19 protein-coding genes are annotated in these 17,998 nt (G+C 63.9%); 13 read left to right on the top strand and 6 right to left on the bottom strand.

What is annotated here, in order from left to right; genetic code table 11:
• Positions 1 to 3: 3 nt before the first annotated feature.
• From VGM61_RS03425 to VGM61_RS03405, 5 genes are all read right to left on the bottom strand, one after another.
• Entirely contained in the window at positions 4 to 1,242 is a 1,239-nt protein-coding gene (locus VGM61_RS03425) for an EAL and HDOD domain-containing protein (RefSeq protein WP_331521319.1), read from the bottom strand.
• A 91-nt stretch (positions 1,243 to 1,333) separates the two neighbouring features.
• Positions 1,334 to 1,777 carry a flagellar protein FlgN gene (locus tag VGM61_RS03420; protein WP_331521318.1) on the bottom strand — a complete coding sequence of 148 codons (444 nt, stop codon included), beginning with the start codon at positions 1,775 to 1,777 and terminating at the stop codon, positions 1,334 to 1,336.
• Positions 1,774 to 2,082 carry a flagellar biosynthesis anti-sigma factor FlgM gene (flgM, locus tag VGM61_RS03415; RefSeq protein WP_331521317.1) on the bottom strand — a complete coding sequence of 103 codons (309 nt, stop codon included), beginning with the start codon at positions 2,080 to 2,082 and terminating at the stop codon, positions 1,774 to 1,776. Before flgM ends, VGM61_RS03420 begins: the two co-directional genes overlap by 4 nt.
• Positions 2,083 to 2,204: 122 nt before the next feature.
• Positions 2,205 to 2,897 (bottom strand): flagellar basal body P-ring formation chaperone FlgA, encoded by a 693-nt coding sequence (gene flgA, locus VGM61_RS03410; RefSeq protein WP_331521316.1) that lies wholly within the window; start codon positions 2,895 to 2,897, stop codon positions 2,205 to 2,207.
• Positions 2,894 to 3,781, bottom strand: coding sequence for a methyl-accepting chemotaxis protein (locus VGM61_RS03405; RefSeq protein ID WP_414694794.1), 888 nt, complete (start codon positions 3,779 to 3,781; stop codon positions 2,894 to 2,896). The genes flgA and VGM61_RS03405 overlap by 4 nt, the downstream gene beginning before the upstream one ends.
• A 569-nt stretch (positions 3,782 to 4,350) precedes the next feature.
• On the opposite strand from VGM61_RS03405, the gene VGM61_RS03400 reads away from it, so the two are divergent.
• The 13 genes from VGM61_RS03400 to VGM61_RS03340 all read left to right on the top strand — a co-directional run bounded on the left by VGM61_RS03400 (position 4,351) and on the right by VGM61_RS03340 (position 16,747).
• Positions 4,351 to 5,295, top strand: a complete 945-nt coding sequence (locus VGM61_RS03400; RefSeq protein ID WP_331521314.1) for a chemotaxis protein — start codon at positions 4,351 to 4,353, stop codon at positions 5,293 to 5,295.
• 152 nt (positions 5,296 to 5,447) lie between these two features.
• Positions 5,448 to 5,858, top strand: a complete 411-nt coding sequence (flgB, locus tag VGM61_RS03395; protein WP_331521313.1) for a flagellar basal body rod protein FlgB — start codon at positions 5,448 to 5,450, stop codon at positions 5,856 to 5,858.
• Positions 5,858 to 6,295, top strand: a complete 438-nt coding sequence (flgC, locus tag VGM61_RS03390) for a flagellar basal body rod protein FlgC (RefSeq protein ID WP_331521312.1) — start codon at positions 5,858 to 5,860, stop codon at positions 6,293 to 6,295. Before flgB ends, flgC begins: the two co-directional genes overlap by 1 nt.
• Positions 6,296 to 6,303: 8 nt before the next feature.
• On the top strand, positions 6,304 to 6,981 hold the full coding sequence (locus tag VGM61_RS03385) for a flagellar hook assembly protein FlgD (protein ID WP_331521311.1): 678 nt from the start codon (positions 6,304 to 6,306) through the stop codon (positions 6,979 to 6,981).
• Between the two features lie 33 nt (positions 6,982 to 7,014).
• On the top strand, positions 7,015 to 8,235 hold the full coding sequence (gene flgE, locus VGM61_RS03380) for a flagellar hook protein FlgE (RefSeq protein WP_331521310.1): 1,221 nt from the start codon (positions 7,015 to 7,017) through the stop codon (positions 8,233 to 8,235).
• Positions 8,236 to 8,262: 27 nt separating this feature from the next.
• Positions 8,263 to 9,000: a flagellar basal-body rod protein FlgF gene (gene flgF / locus VGM61_RS03375; protein WP_331521309.1), complete on the top strand. Its 738-nt coding sequence runs from the start codon at positions 8,263 to 8,265 to the stop codon at positions 8,998 to 9,000.
• Between the two features lie 31 nt (positions 9,001 to 9,031).
• Positions 9,032 to 9,817 carry a flagellar basal-body rod protein FlgG gene (gene flgG / locus VGM61_RS03370; RefSeq protein ID WP_331521308.1) on the top strand — a complete coding sequence of 262 codons (786 nt, stop codon included), beginning with the start codon at positions 9,032 to 9,034 and terminating at the stop codon, positions 9,815 to 9,817.
• A 9-nt stretch (positions 9,818 to 9,826) separates the two neighbouring features.
• On the top strand, positions 9,827 to 10,516 hold the full coding sequence (gene flgH, locus VGM61_RS03365; protein ID WP_331521307.1) for a flagellar basal body L-ring protein FlgH: 690 nt from the start codon (positions 9,827 to 9,829) through the stop codon (positions 10,514 to 10,516).
• Positions 10,517 to 11,629, top strand: a complete 1,113-nt coding sequence (locus VGM61_RS03360) for a flagellar basal body P-ring protein FlgI (RefSeq protein ID WP_331521306.1) — start codon at positions 10,517 to 10,519, stop codon at positions 11,627 to 11,629.
• Positions 11,630 to 11,633: 4 nt separating this feature from the next.
• The gene (flgJ, locus tag VGM61_RS03355; RefSeq protein ID WP_331521305.1) at positions 11,634 to 12,575 is read left to right on the top strand and encodes a flagellar assembly peptidoglycan hydrolase FlgJ; all 942 of its coding nucleotides are present in this window, start codon (positions 11,634 to 11,636) and stop codon (positions 12,573 to 12,575) included.
• A gap of 23 nt (positions 12,576 to 12,598) precedes the next feature.
• On the top strand, positions 12,599 to 14,473 hold the full coding sequence (gene flgK, locus VGM61_RS03350; protein ID WP_331521304.1) for a flagellar hook-associated protein FlgK: 1,875 nt from the start codon (positions 12,599 to 12,601) through the stop codon (positions 14,471 to 14,473).
• A gap of 5 nt (positions 14,474 to 14,478) precedes the next feature.
• A complete protein-coding gene (gene flgL / locus VGM61_RS03345) occupies positions 14,479 to 15,708 on the top strand; it encodes a flagellar hook-associated protein FlgL (RefSeq protein WP_331521303.1) in 1,230 nt (409 codons plus the stop codon).
• Positions 15,709 to 15,817: 109 nt separating this feature from the next.
• Positions 15,818 to 16,747, top strand: a complete 930-nt coding sequence (locus VGM61_RS03340) for a lysine exporter LysO family protein (protein WP_331521302.1) — start codon at positions 15,818 to 15,820, stop codon at positions 16,745 to 16,747.
• A 15-nt stretch (positions 16,748 to 16,762) separates the two neighbouring features.
• Here the strand turns inward: VGM61_RS03340 and VGM61_RS03335 are convergent, their stop codons facing one another.
• Entirely contained in the window at positions 16,763 to 17,995 is a 1,233-nt protein-coding gene (locus VGM61_RS03335) for an ABC transporter permease (RefSeq protein WP_331521301.1), read from the bottom strand.
• Between the last annotated feature and the right edge of the window lie 3 nt (positions 17,996 to 17,998).

The following is a 17,998-nucleotide window of genomic DNA, read 5'->3' as shown; positions in this document are numbered from 1 at the left end:
GCTTCAGCCGGCCGCGGCGTCGGCGAAGGCGTAAACGTGGTCGGCCCATTGGGCGGCTTCGAAGTAGATCGTGGCCAGCTTCTGGATGTCGTCCTCGCCCGCGACGTCACCGGATTCCCACTGGCGGACCTGGTCGAGGATCGGTGCGAAGGGTCCGGTGTTTTCCAGCAGCACCTGGTTGATCTCGGTGGCCAGTGGCAGATGCTCGAGCACATAGGACATCGGCGCATTCATCAACGTGTCGAGCAGCGAGAACAGGCCGGCGGTGAAGGCCATTTCCTTCAGTGCCGGTTTACCTGAGGTCAGCCGTTCGCACATCTGCGCGCGCACCAGCGCCAGGCGCAGGAGCTCGGGCGGACGCTCGTCCATGCCGCCAAGCGCCATGGTGCTGATCCAGTTGCGCATGCGGTTGACGCCGAAGAACACCGCCGCCTGTTCCACCGATTTCAACTGGCGGGGCAGGGCGAAATAGGCCGAGTTCACGCAGCCAAGCAACTTGTAGCTGAGGATGGCGTCGTCGCGGATGATCTTGCCCAGTTCGATCGGGCCGTTGTTCGGTTCATTCATGGCGCCGATCAGGCGCAACAGGCCCAGCTTGCTCGGCGACATGCGCGGCACGTCCACGCGCTCGGGCTTGAGCAGGTATTTGCCCTGGAAGCCGTCGACCGGTGCATCGACGAAACGGGTGTAATCCTCCTGCGTATCCACGCCGGTGGCGATGACCTTTACGCTGAAGCTTTTAATGTATTCGATGCGTGCGTTAGTAGCCTCGACGTCGCGATGGTCCACGGCGACCATGGCGTACTGCACGATGAACAGCAGCACCTCGATGGCGGCGCGCTGTTCTTCTCCCAGGTCGTCGGGGAAGTCCTCGAGCATCAACAGGCAACCACTTGCCTTGAGCCAGCGGAGCGTCGTGAGGGCCTCTTCGTCGCCGGCAAGGGCCGGACCCACGCACACGCCAAGCCGCGCGTTCTGGCGGAGCGTTTCGGCATGGGAAATCAGAAGTTCGCGCGATACATGCAGGAAGGCGCGGTTGTCGCGCACCAGCTGCTTCAGGCTGCCATCGGCGATGGCGGCGAGCGTCTGCCCGGTCAGGGCCTCGCTGCCGTCGGTATTGCTGCCGCGCGGGAAGGCCAGTTCGTAGGCGAACAGGGCCTGCTGGCGGTCAAGGATGGGTTGCCTCACGACGGGCAGCACCTGTGCCTGGCTCATCGACGGGGAATTGGCAAAAGCAGACATGGGGACGGCCGGTCGATGATGGGTTTCGTGTCGTCCACGGCACCCGCCCCTTTTTCAAGCCGCGCACCGTGGTCCTGTTCAACGTGTTGCGTTATGCCTGGGCAAGCATCCCCGGGCGTGAGGCACCGCGGGCGTAACCGCCCGGGCCATATAGTTCACTGGTTTCCGGACGGCCGGTGAGCAGCGACAGCGCCTTGCGCACATGGCGCAGCCGCTGGTTCACGATGCCGCCGTTGATCTGGTTCATGTCCTTGCAGCGCGCCAGGCCTTCGACGATGGAGGGCCAGCCCGGGTGCAGGGCGGTATCGATGTTGCCGGCACGGCCTAATTGCTTGCGCTCAACATCAAGCGACTCCAGGCGGCGCAGCAGGCTCTGCTTGAAACTGGTGGCTTCGTCCAGGGCATCGGCGGAGCCGGCGTCGAGCGCGCGGCGTTCGTCGGTCAGTGCCTGCTGGAGGGTGGTCACGGCCTGATGCATCTGGCCGATCACCGCCTCGACGGCGACGGCGATTTCTGCATGCAGGCCGGCGTTCACGACTGGCCGCCCAGCTGGCCTTCCAGCTTCAGCAGGTTCGTGGCAATGACGCCGGAGTTAACCTGGTAGGTACCGCTGGCGAGCTGCTGGCGGATGGCGTCGACCTTGTGCGTGTCGATGACATCGCCCGTTTTGCTGGCTTCGCCCAATGCCTGGGCGGAACTGGTGAGGCTGATACTGTCGTCACTGGTCTTCACGGGGGAAGCAACCTGGTCGGCGGACGCAGCCTGGCCTGCCGCGGCGCTGGGCGCCTTGGGCTGGGCTTGCTGTTGCGGCGTGATGCCGGTCTTGATCGTGGTATTCATTCTTGGTTCCTTGGCGGCCCTTCGCGTCCCTTAACGGCCTGGAGCGCCAGAACTTTAGCCCCTGGCGGAATTCGGCCGTCACGATTGTGAATCGGTTCAGCCCATGGTTTTCGTGCAGCCGGTCACTGGATGACCTCAACGCTGCCCTGGCTCCGGACGATGGCGTTGAGCACCTTGCCCGAATTGGCATTGCGCACCATCACCCGGGCGCCGTTGTCGCCGCTGCCCAGGGCCACGCCCTCGGCGCGCACGCTGATGCCGTCGATGGAGGCCAGGATCGTCACCGAATCGCCATTGTGCACGGCCTGCCGTCCGGCAAGCATGCCCGGTGCCAGCACCGTGCCGGCGCGCAAGGGGCGGGCAAGGGCGCGGCCTTCGATCTGGCCGAGATTGGCGATATAGCCGTACCCCATGCTGGCCACATCGCGTTCTTCGGCATGTACATCATCCGCGGCCAGGCCATCGCCCCGGGTGAGCGGCCGGGTAGTCACCAGCACGGACATGAACTGTTTGACCCGCAGCGGAATGCGCATGGTCCAGCCGCCGCTGTCGGGGCAGGTCACGGCCACGGTGACCCGTGGACCCATCGCCCGCCCGCCGGGAATGCCCGCCGTCGGGGTGCCTTCGCATGGGCGCAATGCAAGGCGTGCGTCCATCGGCTCGGCCGTCACTTCCATGCGCGCGCCAGGCACGGGTGGATGGTCCTTCATGTACTGCACGGCGATGGCCGCCAGGCGCGCGTTCGACGGCGCTTCACCGGCCACGGCGGGCAGGGTGAAGGCCACGGCAAACGCGAAGGCGGCGGCGCGGATCATGCGATCTGGCTTGTCAGCACGTTGGAAAGGTTCTGCACGATGGCGTCGAGCTGGCGATGCAGTTCAGGCGCGGCCTGGCCGGCTTCGGCGTGCTTGCCCTCGCCCAGAAGGCCAACGAACACCTGGCTTTGCGTGGTGAAGCGATCGCCGGCTTCCGCCAGCGCAAGCCCGGCGGCTGCATCACGTTGGCTGCGCAGGCGCCCGATCATGCGTTGCATATGGGTGGTGTCGAGCCAGCGGCGGTCCATGCCGGAAGGGTCGCGCGTAGCCAGGTCCACCGCATGGTGCATGCCCTGGCTGGCTTCGCGGATCATCTGGCTGAGGCTTGCGGCATCAAGCTCGCCGTCGCCGTCGATGCGCGTCATCACCAGCCGGTGGGCCAATACCGCGGCGCGCGAAAGGCCATCGCCCTGGCGACGGATCTCACCGGCCAGCCGGCCGAGCGAGGCCTGGGTGGCCTGCACGGCGGCAACACGGGCATGCAAGCCGCCCAGGCCCTCGCGGGCGCCATCAATATGGGCGCGCGTGTCGTTGACGGCGTCAGCTACCTTGGCCAGCGCGCCCTGCATGCCTTCCATGCCTGCGTTGCTCTGGTCCAGGCGGCGCAGGCTCTGCTGAACGGATTCTTCCAGCTGGCCTGAGAACTCACCCACGGCATGGGTCACCAGTTCGATCTCGCCGGTGGCCTGGGCGGTTTTCTCGGCTAATTGCTTGACCTCATCGGCCACCACGGCGAAGCCGCGGCCGGCCTCGCCCGCGCGGGCGGCCTCGATGGCGGCGTTGAGCGCCACAAGGTTGGTCTGGTGGGCAATGTCCTGCACGGCGGCGGTGAGCGCTCGGATCTGCTCGACGTAGCCTGCGAATTTGGCGTGGTTGCGGGTCATGCCCGACAGCGCGCTGCGCAACAGGCGCAGCTGGCCGTCGAGTTCGGCGACATTGCTCGAACCCTGGTCGCGCGCCTGGGCGATGCCGGTAATGCCGGCATGGCTGGCATCGAGCGCGGTGGAAATCCTGGCGCCGGTATCCGTCAATCGACCGACGCTGTCACGCGCGTCGTCGACGCAGCGGGTCAGCTCCACCAGCTGGGTACCCACCGCCTGGGCACCGGACAATACCAGGCCCTGCTGCTCGAGCGCCTGGGTGGCGGCCGAGGGCGCGGTGCGCGGTTTTGGTGTCGCCAGCAGCGGCGCAAGTGCCCGTGCCGCCCGCGGAAATTGCTTGGAAAGCGACTTGGCGCGGCTCGCATCGCCGGCGGCAAGCGCCTGGGCGATCTGCTCGACCTGCTGACTCCAGATAAGGCTCATAGATAACGACGGCTCCGAGGGTGTCCCCTTACATCGACAAAGGGGCGCGAGACTTGAGGAAGCAAGGCATGTGCCAAGCAAGCCCAGCCTTCAGTTCTCCCCGGCCCCGGCCGATAAGCCGCCATCCCAAGCATGGATTGAACCCAAGCATGTCCGGCCCGCTGCTCGAAACCGTTGAACGCTTCACCCGCCTGGCAGGGCACAACCGCGTGGCCATGCTGATGTTCCGCCTTGGCGACGGGCAGGATTTCGGCATCAATGTGTTCAAGGTGCGTGAGGTGATCCGCCGCCAGCGCCTGGAGCGCATGCCCAGCATGCACGAGCTGATCGCCGGCAGTTTCGACTACCGCGGCCAGACCATTCCAGTGATCGACCTGGCCCGGGCCATGGGTTATCCGCCGCTGGCCGATCACCCCGAGGCGCACTTCATCGTGACCGAGTTCAGCCGCAGCGTGCAGGCTTTCCTGGTGTCCGATGTGCAGCGCATCGTCCATTGCGACGGCGCGGCCATGGCCGCGCCGCCTCCATCGCTGGGCTACGGCCCCCGGGTCAACGCGGTAACCCGGCTGGATGGCAACCTGCTGGCCATCGTCGATGTCGAGCAGGTGCTCGCCAGCATCGAGCCTGCCAAGGTGGAATTGTCCTCGCGCATCGGCAGTGTTCCGGGTGATGCCCGGCGGCGCCCGCGCAGGGTGCTGGTGGCGGATGATTCGATGGTGGCCCGTACGCAGATCGTGGAACTGTTCCGCCAGATGAACCTGGAATGCGTGGTTGCCAACGATGGCCAGGAAGCCTATGAAAGGCTGGTGGCGCTGGCCGAAGGCGACAGCGACGACAACGTGGCCATGGTGATCTCGGACATCGAGATGCCGCGCATGGACGGCTACGCGCTGACCCGCGCCATCCGCGAGGACGATCGCCTGAAAGACATGAAGGTGCTGCTGCACAGCTCGCTCAGCGGCGTATTCAACGAGTCGATGGTGAACCAGGTAGGCGCCGACCGATTCATCGCCAAGTTCCAGCCCGACATACTTGCCGCGGCCGTGGTGGAACTCCTGCCTGCTGAAGAACCCGTTCGCTGGGCGTCGTTGTAGCCGAAGGCTTCCATAGGCCCCGAGCGTCTGAATTCCGGCGCCCCTGTCGCGCCGGAAAAATGCCACTGATCAAATAATGCTATATAGATCAGTAAGTTAATAACTGGCACAGCTCTTGCTCAACGAACTCCGTCATCCCACGGGGCTCTCGCATGAGCAACTTCACCGACAACATGTTCGGCATCCACACCCAGGCCCTCGGCCTGTGGCAGAAGCGTGCCGAGGTGATTTCCTCGAACCTGGCCAACGCGGACACGCCCGACTACAAGGCGCGTGACGTCGATTTCCGCAAGGCACTGATAGCCGCCACGGGTTCAAGCGAAGGCGGCAACCTTCAGATGACAGCCACGTCTGAAAAGGACCTCGGGGGCGTAGGGGCCCTGCCTGGTCACGAGCCGCTCGCCTACCGCGTGTCCACCCAGCCCACGATGGACGGCAATACCGTCGATACCCAGGTCGAACAGGCCCAGTTCGCCGGCAACGCCGTGCACTACCAGGCTTCCTTGAGTTTCATCACCGCGCAGATCCGCATGATGCGCACCGCCATCAACGGAGGCAGCTGATGAGCCTTTTCAATATTTTCGATGTGGCCGGCACCGGCATGGCCGCGCAGTCGATGCGCCTGAATACCACGGCCAGCAACCTGGCCAACGCCGACACCGTCGCCGGCAGCCCGGAAGCGGCCTACCGCGCGAAGTCGCCGCTGTTTTCGGCCGCCATGGCTGGGCAGATGGGCGGCATCGGCGCCGGTGGTGACGCCGACAGCGCGATGGGCGGGGTGAAGATCCTGGGCGTGAGTGAAAGCCAGGCGGCCGTTGATTCGCGCTACGAGCCAGGCAATCCGCTTGCCGACGCCGAGGGCCGCGTCTATGCCAGCAACGTCAATCCGATCGATGAACTGGTCAACATGATTTCCGCCTCGCGTTCGTACCAGAACAACGTCGAGGTCATGAACACAGCCAAGCAGCTGATGTTGAAAACCCTCGACCTCGGCAAGTAGGAATTCCCATGAGCACCGTTGATACCAACAACACCACCAACAATTCGAACTCGTCGTCGTCGTCGTCTTCTTCGTCGTCGTCCTCAACCGGCGCGATGTCGCAGAGCGACTTCCTGAAGCTGATGGTGGCCCAGTTGCAGGCGCAAGACCCGACCAACCCGGTCGACAACCAGCAATTCGCCTCGCAGATGGCGCAGTTCTCCACGCTGTCGGCGACGCAAGACCTGAATACCACGGTGACCTCGCTGGCCAGCCAGCTAACCAGTGCCTCGCAGACCAACCAGGTGCTGAGCTCCGCGAACCTCGTCGGCCGCGATGTGATGGTGCCGGCCACCACCACCGCCTACGACGGCAGCACTGCCACCAAGGGTGCAGTGAATGTAGCCACGGCAGGCGCCGTGGTGATCAAAATTACCGATGCGTCCGGCAACGCCGTACGCACGATCAATCTCGGAACCCAGAGCGAGGGCCTCTCGCAGTTCACCTGGGATGGCAAGGACGACAGTGGCCAAGCCGTCGCAGCGGGAACCTACACGCTTGCGGCCACCGATGCAGGTACCGCAGCCAATACCTTCCTCTCCGGCACTGTGACCGGCGTGGGGTATGGCGGTTCTTCCGTCGGCACCTACCTGCAAGTGGCTGGCGTGGGTGGCGTACCGCTTGCCCAGGTCGCGCAAATTCTCTGACGCATTTCGAATTCAAATCCGAGGAACTGACCCATGGCACTTAATACCACCCTGACCGGCATCAACGCCGCGCAGTCCGACCTGAACGTGATCTCCAACAACCTGGCCAACGCCAACACCACCGGCTTCAAGGGCTCGCGCGCCGAGTTTGCCGACGTGTTCGCCGTGACCGGCGACAACATCAATGCCACGGCTGTTGGCTCTGGCACGCGCATGACCGACGTGGCCCAGCAATTCCAGCAGGGCGACATCGAGAACACGACCAACAGCCTGGACTTCGCCATCTCCGGCAACGGCTTCTTCACCGTCAATACCGGCGACGGCCTGGCCTATACCCGTGCGGGCAACTTCCACAAGGATTCATCGGGCAACGTGCTTACGCAGGAAGGCTACAACCTTCAGGTGTATCCGCCCAATGCCACCGGCGGTTTCGATACCAGCACGCTGAAGAACCTCAACCTGACCACGGCGCAGAGCTCGGCCAGCGCCACCTCCAAGGCCGCGATCAGCGCGAACCTGCCATCCAGCGCGACACTGCCCACCGGCACGCCGTTCAGCACGTCCGATTCGACCAGCTACAACAACACCACCACCTTCAACATTTACGACTCGCAGGGTGGCTCGCACGCGGCCACCGTGTACTACGTCAAGACAGGTACCAATACCTGGGACGCCCACATGTTCATGGACGGCCAGGATGCCGGCACCCAGCCGATGACTTTCGATTCGACCGGCAAGCTGACCACGCCCGCCAACGGCGCGCTGGCTTTCAACCCGGTGGACTTCGGCAACGGTTCCAACCCCGTCACCATGACCCTGGACATGAGCAACACCACCCAGTTCGGCACGGATTTTTCCGCAGGCTCAGTGGACAAGGACGGCAACGAGGCAGGCACGCTTTCTTCCATCGACGTGGATTCGAAGGGTGTGGTTACCGCGTATTACTCCAACAACCAGACCGCGCAGCTGGGCCAGGTGGCGATGGCGAACTTCGCCAACCTGCAGGGCCTGCGCCAGGTCGGCAACACCACCTGGCTTGCCAGCGGTGATTCGGGCACGGCTGTGATGGGCAGCTCCGGCACCGGCCAGTTCGGCACCGTGCAGTCCGGCGCGCTGGAGAGTTCTTCAACCGCCGATACCACCAGCCAGCTGGTGGACATGATCAAGGCCCAGCGCAACTACCAGGCCAATGCCCAGGCATTGACGGTGGACAACACGCTGGCCAGCACGCTGTTCAACGCGATCTCGCGCTAAGCAATAAAGCGATAAGGGTCTTCAGCCATGGATCATTCCATCTACGTCGCGATGACCGGGGCCTCGCAGATCATGCGGGCCCAGGACGCGGTCAGCCACAACCTTGCCAATGCCAGCACCACCGGCTTCAAGAGCGAGCTGACATCGTTCACGTCCGTGCCGGTGCTGGGCGATGGCCAGAAGACACGTATCAACGCCGTGGCCTATGGCCTCGGCAACGACATGACCCAGGGCTCGTTGCAGTCCACCGGCCGCGCGCTCGACATCGCAGTGCGTGGCCCGGGTTTCATCGCCGTGCAGGCACCGGACGGCTCTGAAGGCTACACCCGGGCCGGTGACCTGCAGCTCACCGCCGATGGCACGCTGACCGACTCGAAGGGCAATCCGGTGGTGGGCGGTGGCGGTCCGATTACGTTGGCCAATTCGACAAAGCTGCAAATTGGCGAGGACGGCACGATTTCTGCAGTACCCCAGGGACAGGGTCCGGAAACCGTCTCCACCCTGGATCGCATCAAGCTCGTATCGGGTGATACGGCGATGGTCCAGGGCACAGACGGCCTGATGCATACGGCAGATGGAACAACGGCCCCGGCCGATGACACCGTCCGCCTGGCGACAGGGACGCTGGAGGGCAGCAACGTCAATGCATCGGCGGAGCTGGTGAAGATGATTTCCCTGTCCAGGCAATACGAAATGGCAGTGAAGTCGATCAAGACGGCGGAAGACAACGCCGATTCGTCCCTCAAGTTGCTGTCGGCAAATTGACGCTTAAGCGGTAAGTACACAGGAGTCCGCCATGTTTTCCTCACTCTGGATTGCCAAGACCGGCCTCGATGCGCAGCAGACGCGCATGGATGTCATCTCGAACAACCTGGCCAACGCGAACACCACGGGCTTCAAGAGCTCGCGGGCATCGTTCCAGGACCTGATGTACCAGAACAAGGGACAGCCTGGCGGCCAGACCACCGAGCAGACCCAGTCGCCGACCGGCATGATGATCGGTACCGGCGTACGTGTAGTGGGCACCCAGAAAATCTTCACCCAGGGTGGCAGCACGCAGACCGGCAATTCCTACGACGTGGCCATCCAGGGCAACGGCTTCCTGCAGGTCTCCATGCCCGACGGTTCGCTTGCCTATACCCGCGACGGTTCGCTGCACCCGGACAGCAACGGCCAGTTGGTGACCGACGACGGTTATCCGATCGAGCCGGCGATCACGCTGCCGCCGAACACCACATCGCTCACCATCGGCACGGACGGTACTGTTTCGGCCGTGTCCGGTGCCACGAACGCCACGACCACCATCGGCACGCTTCAGCTGGCCGACTTCACCAACCCCGCCGGGCTTCAGTCGAAAGGCCAGAACCTTTACCTGGAAACCGCCTCCAGCGGCACGCCGCAGACCGGCCAGCCGGGCCTGAATGGCATGGGCACGCTGCTGCAGGGTTCGCTTGAATCCTCCAACGTGAACGTGGTGGAAGAGATGGTGAACATGATCGAAACCCAGCGCACCTACGAAATGAATTCGAAGTCGATCAGCGCTGTTGACAGCATGCTCCAGTACATCAACGAGAAAACCTGATAAATCGCCATGAAAGCCTCCTCCTTCATCCTCCGTTTGAGCCTGCTGGCGTTCGCCGCCGCGCTCAGCGGTTGCGGCATGCAGAACACCCGCGCCCACGACGATGCCGAATGGGCTGCCACCGCGCCGATCGAACCGGTGGCGACACCCGCCAGCAACGGCTCGATCTACCAGGCCGACCAGAACATGGAGTTGTTCAACGACGCCAAGGCGCATCGTGTGGGCGACATCCTTACCGTGAACCTGGTTGAATCCACCCAGGCCAGCAAGAAATCGGCAACCGCCACCAGTAAGTCGGACAAGACCTCCATCGATGCACCGACGGTGCTGGGGCACACGCTCAAAGTAGGCGGCGTTGCCGCAAACATCGGCACCGACGGCGACCGCAGTTTCGACGGCTCCGGTTCCAGCTCGCAAAGCAACCAGCTTTCCGGCCAGCTGACCGTTACCGTGGCCCAGCGCCTGGGGAACGGCAACTTGCTGGTGCGCGGCCAGAAGTGGCTGACCATCAACCAGGGCCAGGAATTGGTGCGCATCTCAGGCATCGTTCGTGCGCAGGACATCGCCCAGGACAACTCCGTGCTGTCGACCCGCGTGGCCGACGCGCGCATCACTTACGCGGGCAAGGGTGCCCTGGCCGACGCCAACACCCAGGGCTGGCTCTCGCGCTTCTTCAGCTCGAAGTGGATGCCCTTTTAGATGAACACCTTCACGCGCAAGCTCATCTCAACACTCGCGTTGGCCGGCATCATCGTGGCGCCGGTGCACGCCGACAAGATCCGCGACCTCACCTCGGTGGCGGGTGTGCGCAGCAACCAGCTGATCGGCTATGGCCTGGTAGTGGGCCTGGATGGTTCGGGCGACCAGACCACGCAGGCGCCGTTCACCACGCAGAGCCTTGAGAACATGCTGCAACAGTTCGGCATCTCGGTGCCGGCCAACGCGCGTCCGCAGCTGAAGAACGCTGCCGCCGTGATGGTCACCGCGGACCTGCCACCGTTCGCCAAGCCCGGCCAGATGATTGACGTTACCGTGGCATCCATCGGCAACGCCAAGAGCATCCGTGGTGGTCAGCTGCTGATGACGCCGATGCGCGGTGCCGACGGCAACGTTTACGGCATGGCCCAGGGCAGCGTGGTGGTCGGCGGCGCCAGCGCCAGCGGCAAGAGCGGGTCTTCCGTGCAGATCAATATTTCCTCGTCGGGCCGAATTCCCAACGGGGCCAGCGTCGAGCGCGCGGTGTCTTCAAGCTTCGGCCAGGGCGGCCCGATGGTGCTGAACCTCAATACTCCGGATTTCACCACGGCTGCCCGTGTGGCCCAGGCCATCAACGGCACTTACGGTGCCGGCACGGCCCAGCCGATGGACGGTGGTTCGATCGCCGTGCGCGGCCCGGCCGAGCCTTCGCAGCGCGTGGCGTGGCTTGGCGCGATCCAGGGCCTGGAAGTAACGCCCGGCGATGCGCCGGCCCGCGTGGTGGTGAATTCCCGCACCGGCACGGTGGTGATCGGTTCGGACGTGCGTGTAAGCGCCGCCGCCGTGGCCCACGGTTCGATCCAGGTAACGATCAGCGAGAACCCGCAGGTAAGCCAGCCCGGTCCATTCTCCAACGGCACCACCCAGGTGGTGCAGAACTCCTCGGTGAGCATTTCCGAAGACGGCGCGCACATGTTCAAGTTCGGCCCGGGCGTGAGCCTGGACCAGATCATCCGCGCGGTGAACCAGGTGGGCGCAGGCCCGAGTGACTTGATCTCCATCCTGCAGGCGCTCAAGCAGTCGGGCGCCCTACATGCTGAGCTGGTGGTGATCTGACGCCATGGCCGCCGGCAACGTCACCGCGAACAACGTTGGAACCTGGACAGACCTGTCCGGGTTCAACGCGTTGCGCGCGAGCGCGCAGTCCGATGCCAAAGCTGCGCTGCCGGTCGTTGCCAAGCAGTTCGAAGCCATCTTCACCCAGATGATGTTGAAGTCGATGCGCGCGGCCACGCCGTCCGACGGCCTGATGGACAGCCAGGGCCAGGACCAGTGGACGGATCTTTACGACCACCAGTTGTCGGTGAGTCTGTCCAAGGGCAAGGGTCTGGGTATCGCCGATATGCTGGTGAAGCAACTCGGTGGTACGTCCGCCGAGCAGCAGCTCGCCGCCCAGGGCGCAGGCAGCACTTCTACCGGCAGCGACTGGCAGGACAAGGTCGCGGCACTTGCCGGTTCCGTCGGCGCCGTCGGTTCGGCCGTGAAGAAGTGGGTGCCGCAGGATATCCAGCAATTCGTCAAGGATCTCGCCCCGCACGCCATTGAAGCTGCCAAGAAACTCGGCGTTTCCGTACGCGTGGTGCTGGCCCAGGCGGCGCTTGAAACGCAGTACGGCAAGCACATGCCCAAGTCGAGCAACGGCGACTCCAGCTTCAACCTGTTCGGCATCAAGGCAGGCTCCAGCTGGGACGGCGGCAAGGTGAACGTACCCACCGTGGAATACGAAGGTGGCGTGGCGGTGCGTACGCGCGCAGCATTCCGTGCCTACGATTCACCGTCGGGCTCGTTCTCCGACTATGCCGACATGGTCGCCAACAGCCCGCGTTATGCAGCCGCCGTAGGCAAGGGCGACGACGCCTACGGTTACGCCAAGGCGCTGGTCGCCGGCGGGTATGCCACTGACCCATCGTATGCCAGCAAGGTTGCGGCGATCGCCAACAGCGACGGCATGCGCCAGGCACTGGAAGCACTCAAGCAGTCCGTTTCGGCGGCCATCCCGTGAACGGCGCTTCATAAGGAACAACCATGGCCAACATGCTTACCACCGGCATCTCGGGGCTGAACGCCGCGCAGATCGCGCTGACCACCGTCGGCAACAACATTGCCAATGCGGGTACCGACGGCTACAGCCGGCAAACGGTCTCCCAGGTCGAGCGCATCTCGCAGCAGAACGGCAAGTTCACCATCGGCAACGGCGTGGACGTGGCCTCGGTGCAGCGCTCCTACAGCGCGTACCTGACCACGGCAATGTGGTCGTCCACCGCGAGTCTTTCGCGCGCAAGCACCTTCAACGACCTCACCACCACGCTTAACAGCGTGCTGAGCGGTAGCGGCGACATTCAAGGCTCACTCGATTCGCTCTACGCCGCCTTCAGCACCGTGGCCAACGCGCCGTCCACCAGTTCCGGGCGGCAATCGCTGCTCGGTAATGCGGCCAGCACCGCCACCATGTTCAACACGCTCGGCCAGCAGATGGCGGCCCAGCAGACGTCGGTAAACAAGCAGATCAGCAGCACCGTCGACAGCATCAACAGCGCGACGTCGGCGATCGCGGCACTGAACAAACAGATCAAGCAGGCGGGCAGCGGCGCCGCGCCCAACGACTTGCTCGACCAGCGTGACGCGCTGATGAACCAGCTTTCAGGCCTGGTGGGCGTGAGCGCGGTGACAGAGTCCGACGGCACCATGAGCATCTACTCAAGTGCGGGACAGACGCTTGTTACCGGCAACACCTCGTTCAATCTCAAGGCCGTGCCGGACCCTTACGACGCCTCGCGCACCAACATCGCGGACAGCGCCGGCAACGACATCACCACCAAGCTCAGCGGCGGCTCGCTGGGCGCCATGCTCGACTATCGCAGCACGGTGCTCGACCCGGCGCAGAACGCGCTGGGCCAGGCGGCCGTGGCGTTGGCGTCCAGCGTTAACGCCCAGCAGGCCAAGGGCCTGGACCTCAACGGCAACCTGGGCGCGCCGATCTTCAGTATCGGTTCGCCGGCGGTGTCGGGGTCGACGAGGAACACCGGAAGCGCCACCGTCGGCGCCACCATCAGCGACGTGTCGGCCACCACCAGCTCCGACTACATCATGACCTACAACGGCGCCAGCTGGGGCCTGAAGACCACCGGCGGGCAGAACGTTGCGCTTACATCCAATCCTGACGGCTCGTACTCCGCCGACGGCATGACCTTCAGTGTTTCCGGCACAGCCGCCGCGGGTGACAGCTTCAAGATCCAGCCGACGCGCAACGCCGCCGGCTCGCTCAGCGTGGCGATGACCGACCCCTCGCAGATCGCCGCTGCCTCAGCGCTCACCACCTCCGCCGCCACGGCCAATACCGGCGCGGCGACGGTCGGATCGGTAAGCGTTTCCGACCCCACCAACGCCGGTGTGCTTGCCGGGGCCACGATCAGCTTCACCTCGCCCACGGCCTATACGATCACCGATGCCGGTGGGGCCACCATTGGTGGCGGCGCGTATACGTCCGGCCAGCCGATTACCGCCAACGGCTGGAGTGTCACCCTCTCCGGTACGCCGGCCGCCGGCGACAGCTTCGGCGTGGCGAAGAATGCCAATGGCCTGAACGACAACGGCAACGCGCTGAAGATGGCGGCGTTGTCCGACAGTGGCGTGCTGTCCGGCGGCAAGGTGAGCGTGGTGGATGCCTACGCCAACCTGACCACGCAGATCGGTAGCGCCGGTGCCCAGGCCGCCACCAACCTCACTACCCAGACCGCCCTGAATAACCAGGCGGTGTCTGCGCAGCAGAGCGTGTCGGGAGTGAACATCGATGAGGAAGGGGCCAACCTCGTGAAGTACCAGCAGTCTTACCAGGCGTCCGCGCAGATTATCGCCGCAGCGCAGACGATTTTCACCAGCCTCATGAACGCACTCGGGTAACGGCCATGTCCATACGCATTTCAACCGAATGGTCGTACCAACAATCGCTGACCACGATGATGGCCCAGCAGGCCGCGGTGAACGCCTCGCAGAACGAGGTCACTACGCAAAAGCGCATCAGCGTGGCGTCCGACGATCCTGCAGGTGCCGGCAAGGCCATCTCCCTGAGCCACATGATGGCCGGGCAGCAGCAGTATTCCGACAGCATCGACAGCGCCAATACGCGCATGTCGACCGAAACCACCACGCTCGACTCCGTTACCAATCTGCTTGACTCCGCGCGCACCCTGGCACTGCAGTCGATCAACGGCAGTCTGGCCGACGCGGACCGCAAGAGCATCGCCACTAATCTCACACAGATCCGCGATCAGCTGCTGCAGTTGGGCAACACCGCCGACAGCAACGGCGACGCCCTGTTCGGCGGCACCAGCGGCACGTCTACGCCGTTTATCCAGAACACCGATGGATCGGTAAGTTACACCGGCACCGATAGCCAGCTATACGCGTCGATTGGCTCGGGCCTGCAGATCGCCACCGGTGATACCGGCAGCAGCATCTTCATGAACAATGCCAACGGCAACGGCACGTTCAACGCCTCGGCCGCCTCGGGTAACACCGGCAGCCTCGTGGTGGGCGCAAGCTCGGTCACTGATGCCACCGCTTATGCCAACGGCATGGCCAGCAACGGCAGCTATACGATCAGCTTCGATGGCGCGGGCAACTGGACCGCGAAGGACGCTGGCGGAAACCCGGTGGTGGATGCCGGCGGCAACCCCGTGGGCGGCACCTACAAGGACGGCGACAACATCAGCTTCAACGGCATGACCATCGCCATGACCGGTACGCCGGCGGCTGGGGATACCGTGGCCGTGGGCAAGAGCCAGGACCAGGACATCTTCGGCACGCTCAATAACATGATCAACGCGTTGAACAGCGGCGCCAGTGGCGCCTCGTTGAACAATGTGATGAATGGGCAGATCCAGGCGCTTGATTCCACGCAGTTGGCTGTTACCAACACGCAGGTGTTGGTGGGCGCACGGATGAATACGCTCGATCAGCAGAGTTCGGCGTATTCTGACCTGAAGGTTGCTTACACCAATGCGCTGACGGCGGTGACGGATATCGATCCTGCCACGGCGATCAGCCAGCTGTCGCTGCAGTCGGCGGCACTTAGTGCATCGCAGCAGGTTTTTGTGAAGGCGCAGCAGCTGACGTTGTTCAATTACATCAAATAGATTCTAACCGCCGCGATTTTCAGTCAGTTACGGGTTTCCGCATCAAAGGGTACTGCGTAAGTTAGGCACTCGCGCCAACGTAGGCGAGTACCTGGTGAGGTAGGTCTTGGTGATCGGAACGCTATTACCCATTGTCATCGCTCTTGGCGGTGGAGTGATCATTGGCCAGGTGTGCGGCCGCGGCGTCAGGGCGCTGGCGTCGAAGATGATTGTTCCTTGCGTGTTAATGCTCATGTTCCTCGTCGGCCTCGAAGCCGGTCTGGTGCTTGCCAACATGCCACTGCTTGGCTGGTTGGTGCGAACGGCGTTCGCGCTTGCCCTGTTCTCGACCCTTGCCTCGGTCGCGCTTTGCGCCCTGGCCTTTCGCACGACGTTCGGCATTGGGTCCGTCTCGAACGACGGTAGCCGCCTTTTCCGGGCGATGCGCCTGGTCTTCGATTGCATCGCACCGCTTGCGGTCGTGGCCGCTGGTGTTCTGGCGTCGCGCATGGCCTTTTTTGCCATTGATGGGGAGGCTATTGCCGCGGCTACTTACTGGTTCCTGCTTTTCCTGATACTTCTTGTCGGTGTTGACTTGTCGATGGTGAAGTTGGGGCGTGAAAGTTTGACCTGGAAGATCATGCTGGTTCCAGCATTGGTGCTCGCCGGTTCCGCGCTCGGGGGTGTGGCGGCTTCTTTCGTCATGGAAGAGCCATTGCGAATCACCCTCGCGCTTTCTTCTGGATTTGGCTGGTTCTCGATGTCGGGGCCGCTGGTGTCAACCTTCCTGGGCTCGTCGTATGGAACCATGGCGCTCCTGACGGATCTCTTTCGCGAGTTGATGGCGCTGGTTCTGCTTTACGCCATGGGTCGCCGGATGCCTGTGGCTGCGGTGGCAAGCGGCGGAGCGGCGGCCATGGATTCGGTTCTGCCAATCATCAGGGTTACGTGTCCGCCGGCAATCGTGCCTGTGGCGGTTGTGACGGGCCTCGTACTGACGATCGCCGGACCCATGCTGATTTCTTTTTTGCTGCTGCCGTTCGCGATCGGCGGCCAATGATGTTCGGTGCCGGGCTCATGGCCCGGCGCGCAGCGCCTCGATCGGGGCCAGCCGCGCAGCTTTGATCGCCGGCCAAAGCGCGGCCAGCTGACCGACCACGACAACCAGCAGGCAGCAACCAAGCACCTGCGGTCCCGGCAGCCGATCCACGCCATAGCGGGTCCATAGCCACGCATTCAGACCGAACGAGGCTATGGCGCCGGCAACCACGCCGGTGCAGCACAGCAAAGCGTTTTCGGTAAGGAAATAACCGACGATGGCCGCACGTGTTGCCCCCAGCGCACGACGAAGGCCGACCTGGCCACGCCGGCGCACTACCCAGAAGCTGGTCAGTCCGATGATGCCCAAGGCGGTAATCACTACCAGCACAGCGGTGACGATGGCCATGGCAATGGCCAGGCCGCGGTCCTTCGCATAGGCCGTGGCGCGGATCTCGGCGAACGGCCGCAGGCGGCCGAAGATGCGATTGGCATTGGCATGCACCAGACTGGCCTTCGCGGCCGCCATGGTTGCGTCCAGCGCATCCGGGTGGGCGCGGATCAGGTACGCGCCACCGACTCCCGCCGCGCGTACAGGCAGCAGGATTGAGGCTTCCGCCGTGGCCGGGTCCACGCTTTCAGCGGCGGCCGGTGTCTGCAGGCGCACGATCACGCCGATCACGGCAATGGGCTTGGTCGGATCCGAAGCCAGGTAAAGCGTCTTGCCCACGGCTGCCTGGTCGCCATAGAGTCGATGGGCCAGGAAAGATGTAATGATCGCCACCGGCGGCAGCGGCCCGCGGTTGTAGGCGCCGTCGAAGACATCATTGGCGGTGAAGTTCCTTCCTGCGATGAGGCGCAGGCCCAAGGTTGGGATTCCGTGGCCGTCCATCGCGTAGATCTTGCCGTAGCCCTGGCTAGCCTTGGCCGCGGCCTCACCCGGCGCCAGTCCGATGCCTTCTGCCCAGCCGCCGCCGTGCAGCGGATAGGAATTCGTCGCCACGGCGTCTACCACGCCAGGCGTGCCGCGCAAGGCGGCCAGGTCCCGGGCTACGCTGGGCAGCGTGCCGTCGTCATTGGTGTAGCGATAGCCCAGGGCGAACAGGCCATCTTCCTGCATGCCGGTGGGCCGCAACACCAGGCTGGCGCGGTCGACGACCACCGAGAGCACATTGCTCAAAATGGCCAGGGTCAAGGCCACCTGGACCACTACCAGCGCGGCCCCCATCCGGTTGCGCTTGAGCGCGGAGACAATCGGCCTGATCGCCACGGC

Source organism: Pinirhizobacter sp. (assembly GCF_036499745.1).
Lineage (GTDB): Bacteria > Pseudomonadota > Gammaproteobacteria > Xanthomonadales > Rhodanobacteraceae > Pinirhizobacter.
This window is presented reverse-complemented; position numbering and strand designations above follow the sequence as displayed.